Annotated in this window: 12 protein-coding genes, 2 tRNA genes and 1 pseudogene; 11 read left to right on the top strand and 4 right to left on the bottom strand. The window is 66.7% G+C overall.

Annotated elements, in window-relative coordinates:
• The first annotated feature begins 61 nt into the window (after positions 1–61).
• The 5 genes and pseudogenes from GO608_RS16515 (at position 62) to minE (ending at position 5359) form a co-directional block, all read left to right on the top strand.
• Positions 62–2413, top strand: a complete 2352-nt coding sequence (locus GO608_RS16515) for a Tex family protein (protein WP_169199772.1) — start codon at positions 62–64, stop codon at positions 2411–2413.
• Between the two features lie 31 nt (positions 2414–2444).
• A complete protein-coding gene (hslO, locus tag GO608_RS16510) occupies positions 2445–3329 on the top strand; it encodes an Hsp33 family molecular chaperone HslO (protein WP_169199771.1) in 885 nt (294 codons plus the stop codon).
• Between the two features lie 132 nt (positions 3330–3461).
• Positions 3462–4239: pseudogene (minC, locus tag GO608_RS19710) on the top strand (septum site-determining protein MinC).
• A 36-nt stretch (positions 4240–4275) separates the two neighbouring features.
• A complete protein-coding gene (minD, locus tag GO608_RS16495) occupies positions 4276–5091 on the top strand; it encodes a septum site-determining protein MinD (protein WP_169198687.1) in 816 nt (271 codons plus the stop codon).
• A 1-nt stretch (position 5092) separates the two neighbouring features.
• Positions 5093–5359: a cell division topological specificity factor MinE gene (gene minE, locus GO608_RS16490; protein ID WP_169198686.1), complete on the top strand. Its 267-nt coding sequence runs from the start codon at positions 5093–5095 to the stop codon at positions 5357–5359.
• 24 nt (positions 5360–5383) lie between these two features.
• On the opposite strand, the gene GO608_RS16485 is transcribed toward minE, so the two are convergent.
• Positions 5384–7174: a methyl-accepting chemotaxis protein gene (locus GO608_RS16485; protein ID WP_169198685.1), complete on the bottom strand. Its 1791-nt coding sequence runs from the start codon at positions 7172–7174 to the stop codon at positions 5384–5386.
• Positions 7175–7381: 207 nt separating this feature from the next.
• Here GO608_RS16485 and lysS point away from each other — a divergent pair, with 207 nt between their 5' ends.
• From lysS to GO608_RS16455, 6 genes are all read left to right on the top strand, one after another.
• Positions 7382–8890: a lysine--tRNA ligase gene (gene lysS / locus GO608_RS16480; protein WP_169198684.1), complete on the top strand. Its 1509-nt coding sequence runs from the start codon at positions 7382–7384 to the stop codon at positions 8888–8890.
• Positions 8891–8958: 68 nt separating this feature from the next.
• Positions 8959–10866: a bifunctional tRNA (5-methylaminomethyl-2-thiouridine)(34)-methyltransferase MnmC2/FAD-dependent 5-carboxymethylaminomethyl-2-thiouridine(34) oxidoreductase MnmC1 gene (gene mnmC, locus GO608_RS16475; protein ID WP_169198683.1), complete on the top strand. Its 1908-nt coding sequence runs from the start codon at positions 8959–8961 to the stop codon at positions 10864–10866.
• Positions 10867–11314: 448 nt separating this feature from the next.
• Entirely contained in the window at positions 11315–12568 is a 1254-nt protein-coding gene (locus GO608_RS16470) for a GAF domain-containing protein (protein WP_247003239.1), read from the top strand.
• Between the two features lie 30 nt (positions 12569–12598).
• On the top strand, positions 12599–13798 hold the full coding sequence (locus GO608_RS16465; protein ID WP_247003237.1) for a PAS domain-containing sensor histidine kinase: 1200 nt from the start codon (positions 12599–12601) through the stop codon (positions 13796–13798).
• Entirely contained in the window at positions 13795–14442 is a 648-nt protein-coding gene (locus tag GO608_RS16460; protein WP_169198682.1) for a response regulator, read from the top strand. Before GO608_RS16465 ends, GO608_RS16460 begins: the two co-directional genes overlap by 4 nt.
• A gap of 256 nt (positions 14443–14698) precedes the next feature.
• The gene (locus tag GO608_RS16455; RefSeq protein ID WP_169198681.1) at positions 14699–15253 is read left to right on the top strand and encodes a phasin family protein; all 555 of its coding nucleotides are present in this window, start codon (positions 14699–14701) and stop codon (positions 15251–15253) included.
• A 209-nt stretch (positions 15254–15462) separates the two neighbouring features.
• On the opposite strand, the gene gltX is transcribed toward GO608_RS16455, so the two are convergent.
• The 3 genes from gltX to GO608_RS16440 all read right to left on the bottom strand — a co-directional run bounded on the left by gltX (position 15463) and on the right by GO608_RS16440 (position 17175).
• Positions 15463–16860 carry a glutamate--tRNA ligase gene (gene gltX, locus GO608_RS16450; RefSeq protein WP_169198680.1) on the bottom strand — a complete coding sequence of 466 codons (1398 nt, stop codon included), beginning with the start codon at positions 16858–16860 and terminating at the stop codon, positions 15463–15465.
• Positions 16861–16997: 137 nt separating this feature from the next.
• Positions 16998–17072: transfer RNA gene (locus GO608_RS16445), tRNA-Val, on the bottom strand.
• Positions 17073–17100: 28 nt separating this feature from the next.
• Positions 17101–17175: transfer RNA gene (locus tag GO608_RS16440), tRNA-Val, on the bottom strand.
• Between the last annotated feature and the right edge of the window lie 63 nt (positions 17176–17238).

Here is a 17238-nt window from a genome sequence, read left to right as displayed (position 1 = left end):
TTGCACCATCGCGTCCTTTGCCCGGCGGCCGCTTGCCGCCTTCTCGGCCATTGATTCCCTCATGCTCCCGCCCATCGAACAACGCATTGCCATCGAACTCGCCGCGCAGCCCCGCCAGGTCATCGCCGCGATCGCCCTGCTCGACGAAGGCGCAACCGTGCCGTTCATCGCGCGCTACCGCAAGGAAGTCACCGGCGGGCTCGACGACACGCAGCTGCGCACGCTCGACGAACGTCTCGGCTACCTGCGCGAACTCGAAGACCGCCGCGCGACCGTGCTGGCGTCGATCGCCGAGCAGGGCAAGCTCACCGACGCGCTGCACGCGCAGATCGCGACTGCCGACACCAAGCAGCGCCTCGAGGACCTGTATCTGCCGTACAAGCAGAAGCGCCGCACGAAAGCCCAGATCGCGCGCGAAGCCGGCATCGAACCGCTCGCGCTCGCGCTGCTCGGCGACGCGACGCTGACGCCGGAAAGCGAAGCGCAGCGTTATCTGAACGCCGACGCGGGCTTCGCCGACACGAAGAGCGTGCTCGACGGCGCGCGCCAGATCCTCATCGAGCGCTTCGCCGAAGACGCTGAGCTGCTCGGCACGCTGCGCGCCTGGCTGCAGGAGCACGGCCAGGTGAGCTCGGGGGTCGTCGAAGGAAAGGAGAACGACGGCGCGAAGTTCCGCGACTGGTTCGACTTCCGCGAGCCGATCGCCGCGCTGCCGTCGCACCGCGCGCTGGCGCTGCTGCGCGGACGCAACGAAGGGGTGCTGCGCCTCGCGCTGACCGTCGACCAGCCGGACCCGGACGCGCCCCACCCGTGTGAAGGGCGCATCGCCGCCCGCTTCGGGGTGCGCGACCAGGGCCGTGCGGCCGACAAGTGGCTGCGCGAGACGGTGCGCTGGGCGTGGAACGTGAAGATTTCGCTGCACCTCGAGCTCGAGCTGATGAACGCGCTGCGCGAGCGCGCCGAGGAAGAGGCGATCCGCGTCTTCGCGCGCAACCTGAAGGATCTGCTGCTCGCGGCGCCAGCCGGCGCGCGGACGACGATGGGTCTCGATCCGGGCATCCGCACCGGCGTCAAGGTCGCCGTCATCGACGCCACCGGCAAGCTCGTCGACACCGCGACGATCTACCCGTTCGAGCCGCGCCGCGATCGCGACGGGTCGCTCGCGACGCTCGCCGCGCTGGCGAAGAAGCACGCCGTCGAGCTCGTCGCGATCGGCAACGGCACGGCGTCGCGCGAGACCGACAAGCTCGTCGCCGACCTGATGGACGCGGCGCCGCAACTGCGGCTCACGCGCGTCACGGTGTCCGAAGCCGGCGCGTCGGTGTATTCGGCATCGGAACTCGCGGCGCGCGAATTCCCGGATCTCGACGTGTCGCTGCGCGGCGCGGTGTCGATCGCGCGGCGCCTGCAGGATCCGCTCGCCGAACTCGTCAAGATCGACCCGAAGTCGATCGGCGTCGGCCAGTACCAGCACGACGTCAACCAGTCGCGGCTGGCGAAGAGCCTCGACGCGGTCGTCGAGGATTGCGTCAATGCCGTCGGCGTCGATGTGAATACCGCATCGTCGGCGCTGCTCGCGCGCATTTCGGGGCTCAACGCAACGCTCGCCGGCAACATCGTCGAACACCGCAACGCGAACGGCCCGTTCCGCAGCCGCGACGCGCTCAAGGGCGTGTCGCGGCTCGGGCCGAAAACTTTCGAGCTGGCGGCCGGCTTCCTGCGCATCCCGAGCGGTGACAACCCGCTCGATGCGTCCGCGGTGCACCCCGAAGCGTACCCGGTCGTCGAGCGCATCCTCGCGCGCGTCGCGAAGAGCGTGCGCGAGCTGATGGGCAACCCGGCGTTCGTCAAGACGCTGCGTCCGGCCGAATTCACCGACGAGCGCTTCGGCCTGCCGACAGTCCAGGACATCCTCGCCGAGCTGGAAAAACCCGGCCGCGACCCGCGCCCGGAATTTCGCACCGCGACTTTCCGCGAAGGGGTCGAGACGCTGAAGGATCTCGCCCCGGGAATGACGCTCGAAGGCACGGTGACGAACGTCACGAACTTCGGCGCGTTCGTCGACATCGGCGTGCACCAGGACGGCCTCGTGCATATCTCGGCGCTCGCCGAGCGCTTCGTCAAGGATCCGCACAGCGTCGTCAAGGCCGGACAGGTCGTGAAAGTCAAAGTGCTGGAGGTCGACCTGGCGCGCAAGCGCATCGCGCTGACGATGCGCCTGAGCGACGAGCCGCCGGCCGCCGCAGGCGCGGCGGCCGGCGACACGGGCGCGCGCGGCAGGCACGACGGCGGAGCGCGGCCGGAGCGGAACACCGCGCGCAGCGCCGGTCGCAACGACGGGCGCGGCAACGACGGACGGGGCAATGCCGGCGGCGCGATGGCCGACGCGCTCGCTCGCGCGCTGCGCAAGTAGAATGACAACGCGCAACAACAGGAATCTCTGCATGACTTCCAATCCGAGCTACGTCCGCGGTTTCCTGCTCGACGACCTCGACATCCGCGGCGCGGTGGTGCGTCTCGACGACGTCTGGAAAGCGCTGCAGGAAGGGCGCGACTACCCTGCCGAAGTGGCGCGCCTGCTCGGCGAAATGAGCGCCGTGTCGGCGCTGATCACCGCGAACCTGAAGCAGGCCGGGCGACTGACGTTCCAGATCCAGGGCGAGCGGGCGCTCAAGCTGCTGGTCGTCGACTGCACCGAGACGCTGAACCTGCGCGCGTTCGCCGCGATCGACGGCGACATTCCCGCGGACGGCGGCCTGAAGGATCTGATCGGCGACGGCATCCTGCAGCTCACGCTCGACATCCCCGCGCTCGACCAGCCTTACCGCAGCCTCGTGCCGCTCGAAGGCGACAGCATCGCGGCGACGTTCGAACACTACCTGATGCAGTCCGAGCAGCAGCCCGCCGGCATCTGGCTCGCATGCAACGAGGATGCGGCCGCCGCGTTGTTCCTGCAGAAGCTGCCCGGCGCCGACGCGCGCGACGAGGACGGCTGGACGCGCGCCCACCTGCTGGCCCAGACCGTGCAGCCCGGCGAGCTGCTGACGCTCGCGCCGGAAACCCTGCTCGGGCGGCTGTTCGCCGAAGAGAACGTCCGCCTGTTCGACGCCCGCCCGGTGACGCACGACTGGCCTGCCGACCGCGACAAGGTCATCGGCATGCTGCGCAGCCTCGGCGAAGCGGAAGTCAGGCGGATCATTGAGGAGCATGGCGAGCTGGTCGTGCGCGACGACCTGTCGAACCACGACTACCGCTTCGAGCCCGCCGAGATCGACGCCCTTTTCGCCTCGCATCCCGAACCGGGCACACCGCCGTCGTCGCTGCACTGACGAGGGGTTCTCCGGGCTGCCGGAAGGCTTTGCACGGGGCGCTGCCGGCATATCCCGCCAGCCTTGCCCGAATCCCTGCCGCTCAGTAGACTCCCAGCCTTTCAGCGACCCCTTCGGCCACCCATCCCGCCCATGTCCGCGTCCTCCCCTGCCATCCGCCCGATCGAGTTTCGCAACGCCAGCCTCGGCGCGACCATCGCGGTGCTGCGCGAAGCCGAACCGGCCCGCCTCGCGGATGCGCTGCACATGATGCTCGGCGGGATGCCGGATTTCTTCAGCGGCGATGCCGCGGTGCTCGATTTTGCCGATCTCGCCGACCTGCCCGCGCGCATCGACTGGACCGGGCTGATGAGCCTGCTGCGCCGCTACCGGCTGCAGCCGGTCGGCGTGCGCAACCTTCCGCCGGATCTCGCCGCGGCAGCGCGCCAGGCAGGGCTGGCGGTCCTCGACGGCGCCGAGCTGCGCGACCGCCAGAACGGGCCGGCCGCCGCACCCCGCCCGGCCCCGGCACCCGCTCCGGCACCGCAGTCCGCCCCCGCCTCCCGCCGCGGAGCCCCGGGCGGCGACCCTGTTCGTCGACCGTCCGCTGCGCTCGGGCCAGCAGGTCTATGCGCGCGGCGGCGACCTGGTACTGTTCGCCGGGATGAGCAACGGCGCCGAAGTCATCGCCGACGGCAGCATCCACTGCTACGGCCCGCTGCGCGGGCGCGCGATCGCCGGCGCGCAGGGTGACCCTTCGGCGCGCATCGTATCGACCAACTTCGGCCCGGAGATCGTCTCGATCGCCGGCATTTTCCGCACTTTCGAACAAGGCATTCCGGAAGCGGTCGCCGGGCGTGCCGCGCTCGTCCGGCTGCTCGCGAGCGAATCCGACTACAAGCTTGGCATCGAACCGCTGCAGCTCGATTGAGCGCGGCTCCATCTTAAGAAAAGAAAAGGGTATACCGTGACTCGAGTCGTCGTCGTGACATCAGGCAAAGGTGGCGTGGGCAAGACCACCACCAGCGCGGCATTTTCTTCCGGACTCGCACTGCGCGGCTTCAAGACCGCGGTCATCGACTTCGACGTCGGCCTGCGCAACCTCGACCTGATCATGGGCTGCGAGCGCCGCGTCGTGTATGACCTCATCAACGTCATCAACGGCGAGGCGAAGCTCAACCAGGCGCTGATCAAGGACAAGCACTGCGACAACCTGTTCGTGCTGCCGGCCTCGCAGACGCGCGACAAGGACGCGCTGACCGAGGAAGGCGTCGAGAAAGTGCTGAAGGAACTCGAGCACATGGGCTTCGACTACGTGGTCTGCGATTCGCCGGCCGGCATCGAGCGCGGCGCCGTGCTGGCATTGACGTTCGCCGACGAGGCGATCATCACGACGAACCCCGAAGTCTCGTCGGTGCGCGACTCGGACCGCATCCTCGGCATCCTGCAGTCGAAGTCGCGCCGCGCCGCCGAAAGCGACGAACCGATCAAGGAGCACCTGCTCGTCACGCGCTATTCGCCCAAGCGCGTCGACGACGGTGAAATGCTGTCGTACAAGGACGTCCAGGAGCTGCTGCGGGTGCCGCTGATCGGCGTCATCCCCGAATCGGAATCGGTGCTGCAGGCGTCCAACCAGGGTTTGCCGGCGATCCACCTGAAAGGCAGCGACGTCGCCGAAGCCTATTCCGACGTCGTGGCCCGCTTCCTCGGCGACGAACGCGAGCTGCGCTTCGTCAATTACGAAAAGCCGGGGCTGATCAAGCGCCTTTTCGGAGGCAGGTGAAATGACATTCCTTGCGCGCCTCTTCGGCGAGAAGAAGAAGACCGCGGAGATCGCGAAGAACCGCCTGTCGCTGCTGATCGCGCACGAGCGCGGCGACGGCGCGCCGAAAGTGGACTTCCTGCCGGCCCTGCAGCGGGAGCTGATCGAGGTCATCTCGAAGTACGTCTCGGTCAATTCCGACGACATCAAGGTGCATCTCGACAAGCAGAACAACTACGAAGTCCTGGAAGTCAACATCGTCCTTCCCGAGCAGAATCAGGGCCGCTGATCCTCGCTCGGGGGCGGCGGCGGGTCAGGCCGCGAGCAGCGATTCCACCGGCACGCCGACGCGCACGTTGCCCCAGTGCCGCCCGGCGATCATGACCGGCATCGCGATGTCGCACAGGATGTCGCCGGTATCGCGCAGGAAGGTCTGCAGCAGCACGGCTTCCGTGTTCCGCGCGGCGCGCAGCTCGGCTGGCCGGTCGAACTTCCGGCACGTGCGGTTGCCGCCGAGATCGATGTCCGGCTTGCCGGTCAGCGGGCGCGAGTATTTCAGGTTGTGGGCGGCGAGGTAGCTGTCGGTGTTCACCGCGACCGCAGCGACGCAGCCCGGAATCGCCGCGAGGCAATCCTCGAGCAGCTGCTGGCAGCGGCGACCGTACTCGTCGCCCCAGGACACTTTGAACTTCTGCGGCCGGGTGTTCGCGATCGGCTGGTAGCGGCGGTCGAAAATGTCGATGCCCGCTCGCGCCATTTCGTCGAGTTGCGCCTGGATGCGGTCGCGGAAGACCCGCGTCTGGTCCATCGCGTGATCGAACGCCCCTTCCCCGATGCGGAACCGCGACACGAGCTCCTGCACCGCTTCGGTGGCCCGTGAAAGCTCGACCGTGCACTGTTCGGATTCCACCATGTTCGCCGCGACCGCGCCCGACGCCTCGTGGATCGTCGTGACGTTTTGATGCACCTGCCCGTTCGTCGCCGACAGCTGCTCCATCGCGGTGGCGATCTGCTGCAGCTGTTCGCCGGTAGTCTCGAATTCGCCGACCATGAACTCGAAATGCTCGGCGGATTTCCCGACGACTTCGCGCGCCTGCAGCACGTCCGCGTTGATGACGACGTTTTCCGCGCGCGTCGTCATGACGCGGCCGATCATGCCGTCGATGTTGTCGGTGATCTCCTCGGTGGCCCGATTCACCCTTTCGGCGAGCTTCCTGACTTCGTCGGCGACGACCGCGAAGCCGCGCCCTGCTTCGCCGGCACGCGCAGCTTCGATCGCCGCATTCAGGGCGAGGAGGTTCGTCTGGTCGGCGATCGCGCGGATCAACGAAGCGATCTGCCTGACGCTCTCGGAGCGCTCCGACAGATCGTCTACGGTGTGATTGAAATGCAGGATTTTCTCGCTGACCGCGTTGATCTTCCCCGCGATATCCTGCATTTCGTGCAGCGAAGCGCGCGCGATCTCGAGGTTCTTCGTCGTCGAAGCCGAAATGTTCTGTGCGCTCGCCGATACGCTCTCGATCGCCGCGGTCGACTCCGTGCTCGCGGCGAACACCACTTCGGTCATCGTCCCTTGCGTCTGCGCGTCCTGCGCCGAACTCTCGACGTGGGTCCTGACCCTGACGGCGTCGCGCGCGATGCTCACGCTGCGGGTGCGGATTTCGCTGACGATGTGGCGCATCTTCGCCGCGAACCGGTTGTAGCTCATCGCGAGCTGGCGCAGTTCGTCGTGCGTTGCCAGCGGCAGGCTGCGCGAGAAGTCGCCTTCGCCCTGCGCGATCTCGTTGAGAATCCCGGTGATGACCCGCACCGGCCGCACGATGAGGTGGCGGAGGTAAAGGATCTGGCCGATATTGGCGCACAGCGCGATCGCCGTCAGCGCGATCATCAGGTGCAGCCCGCCGTCGAGCGACGCGATGATCTTCTGCGCAGCCGCCTGCGCCACCTCGCCCGCCGCCAGCAGCTCGCGGACCTGGCTCTGCTGATGGACGTAGATGGCGACGTACAACAGGTCGATGAAGAAAAGCAGGAGAAAACTGCACAGCTTCTTCGTCAGCGAGTTCCAGAACGTCTTTTCAACCCATTCGTATAATTGCGAAAACATCGGAGTTCCCGTTTGCATGGCCCGCTTGCCCTTACGGCATCGTGGCCTGCGACTTGAGCCCGGGCCGCGCGTGGCTGCAATTATTTCGCCATGCGGACGCCGGTTCGCGCCTCTGAGGCACGGCCGACGCACGCGGCGCGCCGGCGCCAATTTGCCCGTGTCACCTCCACGTGCCACAATCACCGCTTTTATGCCCCTTGCCGATTCATGAGCGACCAGAACAACACTCCCGCCGCCTCGCAGGACGAGAATCACATCATTTCCGAGCGGCGCGAAAAGCTGGCCGCTTGGCGTGCCGGGGGCCGGGCCTTCCCGAACGATTTCTCGCGCGAGAACATCGCCGGCAAGCTCGATGAAATCTACGGAGAAAAGGAGTCGCACGAGCTCGACGCGACGCCGGTGGAAGTGAAAGTGGCCGGGCGCATCATGCTCAAGCGCGTGATGGGCAAGGCGAGCTTCGTCACGATCCAGGATCTCTCCGGACAGATCCAGCTCTACGTCACGCGCGACGCGGTCGGCGAGGACGTCTATGCCGACTTCAAGCGCTGGGACAGCGGCGACATCGTCGGTGCCGTCGGCACGCTGTTCAAGACGCGCACCGGCGAGCTGTCGGTGAAATGCACCGAAATCCGCCTGCTGACGAAGAGCCTGCGCCCGCTCCCCGACAAGTTCCACGGCCTGACCGACGTCGAGCAGAAATACCGCCAGCGCCACGTCGACCTGATCATGAACGAGCAGACGCGCTTCACGTTCGTCGCGCGCAGCCGCATGGTGCAGTCGATCCGCAACTACATGGTCAGCCACGGCTTCCTCGAAGTCGAGACGCCGATGATGCACCCGATCCCGGGCGGCGCCGCGGCCAAGCCCTTCACGACGCACCACAACGCGCTCGACATGGAACTCTTCCTGCGCATCGCGCCGGAGCTGTACCTCAAGCGCCTCGTCGTCGGCGGCTTCGAGAAAGTCTTCGAGGTGAACCGGAACTTCCGCAACGAAGGATTGAGCCCGCGCCACAATCCCGAATTCACGATGATGGAGTTCTACGAGGCCTACGCGAACTACAAGAGCCTGATGAACTTCACCGAAGGCCTGCTGCGCCAAGCCGCGCGCGAGGCGCTCGGCACCGAAGTGTTCGTCTACCAGGGCCGCGAGCTCGACCTGTCGAAACCGTTCGCGCGACTGACGATCGTCGAGGCGATCCACCAGTACCACCCGGGCTTCTCGATCGCGCAGCTCAACGACGAAGCCTGGCTGCGCGCGAAGCTGATCGACCTCAAGGCCAAGCTGCGCGACGGCGCGGGCTTGGGCACGCTGCAGCTGATGCTGTTCGAGGAGACCACCGAAGCCGAGCTGTGGGAGCCGACGTTCATCATCGACTACCCCGCCGAGGTGTCGCCGCTCGCGCGCCGCAACGACGCGAACCCGGAGATCACCGAACGTTTCGAGCTCTTCATCGTCGGCCGCGAGATCGCCAACGGCTTCTCCGAGCTGAACGACCCGGAAGACCAGGCGGCGCGCTTCCTCGAGCAGGTCAAGGCGAAGGAAGCCGGCGACGAGGAGGCGATGTTCTACGACGCCGACTACATTCGCGCGCTCGAATACGGCCTGCCGCCGACCGGCGGCTGCGGCATCGGCATCGACCGCCTCGTGATGCTCTTGACCGACAGCCCGAGCATCCGCGACGTGATCCTGTTCCCGCAGATGCGCTCGGAGTGATCCCGGCCGGTCCGTCACACCCCAATCCGGGCGCCGCAAGGCGCCTTGTCGTTTCCGAGTCTGTACCCGTGCCCATCGATCCCGCCCGCCTGGCTTTCACCGACGACGGCACGCCCTGCTCCGCGGCCTTCGGCGACGTCTATCACCCGCGCGGCGGCGGGCTCGAACAGGCGCGTTTCGTCTTCATCGCCGGCAACGGCCTGCCCGAGCGCTGGCAGGGGCGCGAGCACTTCACGATCCTCGAAACCGGCTTCGGTTTCGGGCTGAACTTTCTCGCGACCTGGGAAGCGTGGCGAGCCGATCCAAAGCGCTGCGAGCGCCTGCATTTCGTCTCGGTCGAACGCCATCCCTTCACGCGGGAAGACCTCGCGACCTTGCACGCGCGCTGGCCCGAGCTCGCGCCGCTGGCCGCCGAACTGGCGGACAACTGGCCGGCGCTGACACCCGGCATGCACCGCCTGCATCTGGATGGCGGCCGCGTCGTGCTGACGCTGCTGCTCGGCGACGCACGCGAACTGCTGCCGCAGCTCGAATGCCATGCCGACGCGTTCTTTCTCGACGGTTTCTCGCCGGCCCGCAATCCGGAACTCTGGTCCGCCGTGCTGCTCGCAGAACTCGGCCGGCTGGCCGCGCCCGACGCGACGCTCGCGACTTGGTCGGTGTGCGGCGACGTGCGCCGGGCGCTGATCGCGGCGGGCTTCGACTGCGAAAAAGCGCCCGGCTTCGGCAGCAAGCGCAAGATGTGCCGGGCGCGCCACCGCGGCGTCGCGCCCCTGCCGGCGTCGCCCGCGGCGAAGCATGCGCTGGTGGTCGGTGCCGGGCTCGCTGGCAGCGCCACTGCGGAGCGGCTCGCGGCTCGCGGCTGGCGCGTCGACGTCATCGACGCGGCGGGCGGCCCCGGCGAGGGGGCGTCCGGCAACCTGACCGGCGTGCTGCGCCCGCTGCCGAGCCTCGACGACAACCGGCTGGCGCGCATCACGCGCGCCGGCGCACTGTACGGCCTGCATCATCTGCGCCGGCTGACCGAAGCCGGCCTGCCGGTGCGTTGGGACGCGTGCGGCGTGCTGCATCTGGCGCGCGACCCGGTCCACGAAGGCAAGCAGCGCCGCATCGTCGAAGCCCATCGTCCGCCGTCGGATTACCTGCGTTTCGTCGAACGCGATGAAGCCTCGGCGCTCGCCGGCTGGCCGCTGCCGGTTGGCGGCTGGTGGTTTCCGCAGGGCGCGTGGGTTTCTCCGCCGAGTCTTTGCGCGGCGAACCTGATGACCCGTCCCGACCTCATCCGCTGTCACTACGGACGCGCGATGCAGCGGCTCGAAGCGAGCGTCGATGGCTGGACCGCGTTCGACGCCGACGGCAAGGCGATCGCCAGCGCTCCGGTCGCCGTGCTTGCGAACGGCGTGGGCATTCGCGCCGTGCCGCAGGCGGCAGCGCTTCCAGTGCGCAGCGCGCGCGGCCAAGTGACGCATTTCCCCGCCGCGACCGGCAGCTCGCCGAACGTCGTGGTATGTCGGCTCGGCTACGTCGCCCCGGCGCTCGACGGCGTGCGCAGCGCAGGGGCGACGTTCTCGGTCGATGACGACGAGCCGGCGCTGCGCGACGCGGACCAGCGCGAAAACCTCGCAAAACTCGAATTCATCCTTCCCGGCTACGCAAAGGAAGTCAGGATCGCCGGCCTCGCGGGGCGCGTCGGGTTCCGCCCCGCATCCCCCGACCGCCTGCCGATGGTCGGTGAAGTTCCCGCCGTCCTGCGCGCCGACCGTGCCACGCCGCTGGCGCAGATTCCCCGCCACCCCGGGCTGTATGCGGTGGCCGGCTTCGGCGCGCGCGGCCTGGTGTGGGCGAGCCTTGCCGCCGAGCTGCTCGCCAGCCGCCTCGCAGGCGAACCGCTGCCGCTCGAGCGTGACCTCGTCGACGCTCTCGATCCCGCGCGCTACCTGCTGCGACCGGTACGCGGCATGACGCGGGAGGGGTAATTTGCGTCTATCATGAGGGCACATTCCGGCGCGACAGGTACACGCTTTACGGTATTTGCACCCCCTCCCCCCTTGCGTAAGATCGCACCAACTTGAAACTATTCGAAAAAACAGCAGGCCGATTTCGACAGCCGCCGGCACAGGCGGCAGGGCGCACCGGAATCATGATGTTCAGATGAAGGTATGTCCGATGGGATTATCGAGCTGCATGACCGACTTGCGAGTCGGACCGATCCGGGTGGAGGAGACAACCGGATCCCGGATGCCCGCAGCGCGGGTGTCGCTTAAATCGCCGTTTATTTCGTTTGCCTGCGCCGGAAGCACGAAGCGCGATTGCGCCGGCGCTTTCGGTGCGCTCGAGTGCGACGGGAACGCGGGATGACCGGTGGAAACCAGCCGGCGTCTCGTGCAACCGACGCAATGCGACAGTTCGAAAAGTGGGTACTCGATGACCGGGAATAATCGGGCGGCATGGATCGCTCCCGCAAATGTGGACGCCGCCCTCGTCGACAGCACCGACCAGATGCTCGGCCTGCTGAGTTGCGACGGCACGCTGTTGCGGGCAAACCGGAGTCTCGTTGCGTTCTTCGACATCCCGGCGGACGAAATCCTCGGAAAGCCGCTATGGTCCGCGCCGGGCTGGGAGAAATGGGGGATCGGCGCGCTGAACATCAAGCGCGCGGTCAGGGAAGCCGCCGCAGGCAAGGCGAGTCACGTGCTCGGGATCCTTGCCGGCGAGTCGAACAGGGGGCACAGCGCCGAGTTCGATCTCGAACGGGTTGCCGAACATTTCGGCCTCGAGCCGTCGATTGCGTTGATGGGCCGCTTCGACGCTATCGAGAAACAGCTTTCCAGCGCCCGGGCGCTTCGCCTTTCCCAGCTTTACGGCGCCATCTCCGAAACCAACAAGGCCGTGATGCGCAGTTCGAAGCCCGAGGAGGTGTATCGCGCGGTGTGCGACGCGTGCGTGCGCCACTGCGGGTTCAAGCTCGCGTGGATCGGGCTTCACGATCCGCTGAGCGGTTACATCATCCCGGTCGAAGCGGCAGGCCCGGCCGCCTCCTACGTGGACGGCATCAGGACAGGGGCGAACCCCAGCAGCATCGAGCGCCATGACCGCGCCGAGACGGCAGGAGGCGATCTGGTGCCGTCGATCGTGGCGGACATCGCAGCGGACCCGGATCTCGCTGCGTGGCATGCCGCCGCAGCCGCTCACGGTCTGGCGTGCCTCGTTTCCCTGCCCCTGCAGCACAACGGCGCACTGTTCGGCAGGCTCAACGTGTACGGCGGCAAGGCGCACCGTTTCGACGACGAAGCGGTCGCGCTGCTCGAAGAGATGGCGGACAACGTTTCCTTCGCGCTCGACCATTTCGACCGCGAGGCGCTGCGCTGCCACACCGAAGCGGCGTTGCGGGCAAGCGAGGCACGACTGCAGGAAGCGCAGGCGGTGGGCCGGATCGGCGACTGGGAGCTGGACCGCGAAACCGGCGCGATGACGTGGTCGCCCGAGCTCTTCCATCTATTCGGGCGGCCGCTGGAAATGGGCGCGCCGGACCTCGACGAGGCCCTCGCCTATTACGAGCCGGACACGCGCGAACAAACCCGCGCCCGCTTCCGCCACGCGATGGACACCGGCGAGCGCTGCGAACTCGAACAGACGATCACCCTTCCGTCGGGCGCCGTGCACCACCACGCGACCTAGATCGTCCCGCTGAAGGACGCCAACGGGCGGGTGTACAAGCTGTTCGGCACCGTCCAGGACATCACCGAGCGCAAGCTCGCCGAACAGCAGCTTCGCCGCAAGACGCTCGAGATCGAGGACCTCTACCAGAACGCGCCGTGCGGCTACCAGTCGATCGACGCCGATGGCGTCATCATCCGCATCAACGACACCGCGCTGAACTGGCTCGGCCACGAACGCGAGGAAGTCGTCGGCAGGATGAAGATGACCGACATCCTGAGTCCCGACAGCCAGCCGCTCTTTCTGGACCAGTTCCTGCGCCTGAAGCAGACCGGGCTCTTCCAGAGCCTGGAGCTCGAGCTGATCCGCAGCAACGGATCCAGGCTGCCGGTGCAGGTCGACTCGACCGCGATCCTCGATGCCGAGGGCCACTTCGTCGCGACCCGCACGATGTTGTCGGACAATTCGGCGCGCAAGCAGCTCGAGATCGAGCGCGCGGCTCACGAAGCGCGCCTTGCCGAACTGTCGCGGCACATGGTCGATGTGCAGGAAAACGAACGACGCAAACTCGCCGGCGAACTCCACGACCGCGCGAGCCCGAACCTCGCTGCGCTGCAGCTGACGCTGTCGAACCTCGCGGACGCACTGCCGCCGTCGGTATTGACCGAGCTGGAGCCGATGCTCGGCGACGCTCAGGCCCTCCTGCTCGACACCGCCGCCGGCATTCGGGAGATCTGCACGAACCTTCGCCCGGCGACACTGGATTACGCCGGCCTTATCCCCGCGCTGCAGGATTACGCGCAACAGTTCGCGCGCAGGACCGGCACTGCGGTACGCCTCGATCTGGCACCTCTGAAGACCCAGCTTCTGCCGAACGTTCAATCGCTGCTGTTCCGCATCGCCCAGGAAGCGCTGACGAACTGCGCCAAGCATGCCGATGCGGGAACGATTCACCTCCAACTGGCGGAGACCGACGAGGCCCTCATCATGAAGATTTCCGACGACGGAGTCGGCTTCGACTCCTGTCTGCTGGGCGAGAGCGGTTCGAAGCCCGGCCTCGGACTGATCACGATGAAGGAACGGGCGGAGTTCGCGGGCGGCCGTTTCACCATCACATCCAACCCTGAATCCGGGACAGAAATCACCGTGACCTTCGACCTTCACGCACTGAGTACTCTATGGAAAACGCGACAACATCCTTCGCGTCGCGCCAGCGACCGCATGTTCCAAACAGGACCGGGGACCTTATGACGATCCGCATCGTACTGGCCGACGACCACCAGATGTTTCGTCACGCGCTGCGCGCGATGCTCGAGAAGGAGCCGGGAATCCGCATCGTCGGCGAAGCGAGCAACGGCGACGAGCTGATCGATCTCATCAGCCACCAGCCGGTCGACATCGCCTGCGTCGATATCGGCATGCCGGGGATGAACGGCATCGAGGCGACGCGCCGCCTGCTCGCGATCCGCCCGCATGTGCGCGTGATCGGGCTCTCGGCATTCTCCGACCGCCAGTTCGTCCTGGATCTGCTCAACGCCGGCGCGACCGGCTACGTGACGAAGGCCGAGGCCGGCGAGGAGCTGTTGCGGGCGATCCACACCGTGCAGCAGTCGAAGACCTACCTTTGCCCCGACGTCGCCGCGACGGTCACCAACGCGCTGCTCGACAACGCACCGAAAGACATCTCCGCGCCCCGCATCACTGCGCGCGAGCGTCAGGTGCTGCAGCTGATCGCCGAAGGCTACACGTCGACCCGCATCGCCGACCGACTGCACCTGGCGCCCTCGACCGTCGAGGTGCACCGCCGCAACATCATGCGCAAGCTCGATCTGCACAGCGTTGCCGAACTGACGAAGTATGCGATTCGCAGCGGAATAACGACCGTTACCGGCTGACTGAAGATTTTTTCGCGCGTACTACCTGTTTTCATGGACGTCAAACACGCCGATCCCCGTATGGCCCCAAAATGGGCCTGCAAGTAGCATTCCTCGTGCCCGGAGTGATTGTCGTTTTATGCATCTGGACTCGGTCCGCGTCACTGACGCGGGGCTACGTGGAAAAGAAGGGAGCCGGCCTCCCGAACCTTTCGACACCGGGCAACGAAGCTCGCTTCGGCGAGATCAGAATAAATATGCTTTCAGGAATTCAAATATGAATACTCTTCCTTCCGTACAGAAACTGACGCAGGCAGCAAACGGCAACCTCCAGGCTTTCCAGTCGTTCGCCGAGATTGTCCTGAATGCGTCGGAGCGGCTCGTCGCGCTCAACATCGAGACGGCCCGCACGCTGTGCAGCACCGCGACGGCGAATGCCGCCCCGTTGACGGCGAGCAATGACATGCGCGACCAGATCGCGGCGCGCATGGGTACGCAAGGCAAGGTGTTCGAACAGGCCGCGGAATACTTCCGCAGCTTCAACGATCTGTGCGCAAAGACCCAGAGCGAGGTCGCGGAGCTCAATACGCAGCGTCTGAACGAAGTGTCGGAGTCGATGCACGAGCTGCTCGACAGCGTCGCCAAAACCGGCCCGACCGGCGCAGCCGACGTCGTCGCAGCAATGAAGACCGCGATGACCAATGCCAGCGCCGCGTACGAGAACATGATCAAGACGACCCGCGACGTCACCGAGTCGAACCTCGCTGCCGCCAGCAACGCGCTGCAGCCGATCGTCACCGCGACGGCGAAGCAAGCGCGCAAGGCCGCCTGACCGGCAGCCAGAAGGAAATCCTCCGCAAGTCCCGGGGAACCCCCGGGTTGGCTGCGAAGTGAAGCCCTCCCCGCGAAACCGCTTAGGCGGCGCGGGGATTTTTTTCGTTTCGCGCCGGCGCCCGCGGGCGTCGGTTACGCGCCGGGAAGGGCGCCCTGCTGCTGCCCCCCCCCGGCAGGAGCAGGAGGATTCTGCTCCTGCCGCTCCGCTCAGACGTAGCGGCCGATTCGCTTAAGCACCCGCTCACGCCCGAGAACTTCGAGCACGGCGTCGATCGCCGGAGTCTGTGCAACGCCGAGCGTGGCGACGCGCAGCGGAATCGCGACCTGCGGCATCTTCAGCCCGTGTTCGGCCATCGTGTCCTTGATTGCCTGGTTCAGCGCCGACTTTTCCCACGCCACGTCGGCAAGGCGGGCTTTCAGGCTCGCAAGCGCCGCCCTGCCGGCGTCGGTCAGGTGCTGCGCGAGCAGCTCGTCGGACGGGTGGGCTTCGACGCAATAAAGTTCGGCGGCATCCGCGAGCTCGTTCAGGTTCGCGACCCGCTCCTTGTACAGCGCGACGACCGATTCGAGGCGCGGCCCGGTTTCCGGATCGACGCTGCGCCGCGCGAGCCGGCTGGCGACGTCCGCCGCGAGACGGGCGTCGTCGCTGTGCTTGATGTAGTGCGCGTTGAGCCAGTTGAGCTTCTCGGTGTTGAACTGCGCCGCCGAGGGCGTGATGTGGTCGAGATCGAACCAGGCGACGAACTGTTCGCGCGTGAAGATCTCGTCGTCGCCATGGCTCCAGCCGAGACGCGCGAGATAGTTGATGACCGCCTCTGGCAGATAGCCGTCATCGAAGTACTGCATCACGCTGACGGCGCCGTGACGTTTCGACAGCTTCGCGCCGTCGTCGCCGAGGATCATCGACAGGTGCGCATACAGCGGCACCTCGGCGCCGAGCGCGCGCAGGATGTTGATCTGACGCGGCGTGTTGTTCACATGGTCGTCGCCGCGGATCACATGCGTGATGCCCATGTCCCGGTCATCAACGACGACGCAGAAGTTGTAGGTGGGCGTGCCGTCGGCGCGCGCGATGACGAGGTCGTCGAGCTCCGCGTTCGCGATCTCGATGCGCCCTTTCACGAGGTCGTCCCACGCGACGACGCCTTCGACCGGATTGCGGAAGCGCACGACCGGCTCGACGCCGGCGGGCGGTGCGGGCAGCACTTTGCCCGGCTCGGGCCGCCAACGCCCGTCATAACGCGGCTTTTCGCCGCGCGCGCGCTGCTCCTCGCGCATGCGGTCGAGTTCTTCGGTGGACGCATAGCAGCGGTACGCGGTGCCTGCGGCAAGCATCTCCCCGATCACCGCCTTGTAACGGTCCATGCGCTGCATCTGGTAGAACGGCCCTTCGTCGGCGTCGAGCCCGAGCCAGCTCATGCCGTCGAGGATCGCCTGCACCGCAGCGGGCGTCGAGCGCGCGACATCGGTGTCCTCGATACGCAGGATGAAGGTTCCGGCATGCCGGCGGGCGAATGCCCACGAGAACAGGGCGGTACGCGCTCCGCCGATATGGAGGTAGCCGGTCGGGCTCGGGGCGAAACGGGTGCGAACGTTGGAAGCCATGGGGATAGGGGCGCGGAGCCGGGTCGAAAGTTCTGGATTCTACGCCTTCGCCCGGACGTCCCCTGTCGTGACCGGGGCTGCGGCGGGTGAGGCATAAAAACAAAAACCCCGAAGCCGGGCAGCTTCAGGGTCGTGTGTGGTGGGCGGTACTGGGATCGAACCAGTGACCCCTGCCGTGTGAAGGCAGTGCTCTACCGCTGAGCTAACCGCCCTGGGGGCTGCGGTGTCTTCGCCGGAAACTGGTGGGCGGTACTGGGATCGAACCAGTGACCCCTGCCGTGTGAAGGCAGTGCTCTACCGCTGAGCTAACCGCCCGTCGGCGAAGAGCGCGAATTGTAGAAGGAGCCCCCTGCCGCGTCAAGGCGACAATCGCGGCAA

The sequence above is a fragment of the Aromatoleum buckelii genome (assembly GCF_012910785.2).
Taxonomy (GTDB): domain Bacteria; phylum Pseudomonadota; class Gammaproteobacteria; order Burkholderiales; family Rhodocyclaceae; genus Aromatoleum; species Aromatoleum buckelii.
Note: the sequence above shows the minus strand (reverse complement) of the source record. Positions and strands in the feature narration are given on the sequence as shown.

Coding starts and splice junctions, on each gene's coding strand:
- GO608_RS16515 (WP_169199772.1), top strand. CDS start 62: ATGCTCCCGCCCATCGAACAACGCATTGCCATCGAACTCGCCGCGCAG.
- hslO (WP_169199771.1), top strand. CDS start 2,445: ATGACTTCCAATCCGAGCTACGTCCGCGGTTTCCTGCTCGACGACCTC.
- minE (WP_169198686.1), top strand. CDS start 5,093: ATGACATTCCTTGCGCGCCTCTTCGGCGAGAAGAAGAAGACCGCGGAG.
- GO608_RS16485 (WP_169198685.1), bottom strand. CDS start 7,174: ATGTTTTCGCAATTATACGAATGGGTTGAAAAGACGTTCTGGAACTCG.
- lysS (WP_169198684.1), top strand. CDS start 7,382: ATGAGCGACCAGAACAACACTCCCGCCGCCTCGCAGGACGAGAATCAC.
- GO608_RS16470 (WP_247003239.1), top strand. CDS start 11,315: ATGACCGGGAATAATCGGGCGGCATGGATCGCTCCCGCAAATGTGGAC.
- GO608_RS16460 (WP_169198682.1), top strand. CDS start 13,795: ATGACGATCCGCATCGTACTGGCCGACGACCACCAGATGTTTCGTCAC.
- GO608_RS16455 (WP_169198681.1), top strand. CDS start 14,699: ATGAATACTCTTCCTTCCGTACAGAAACTGACGCAGGCAGCAAACGGC.
- gltX (WP_169198680.1), bottom strand. CDS start 16,860: ATGGCTTCCAACGTTCGCACCCGTTTCGCCCCGAGCCCGACCGGCTAC.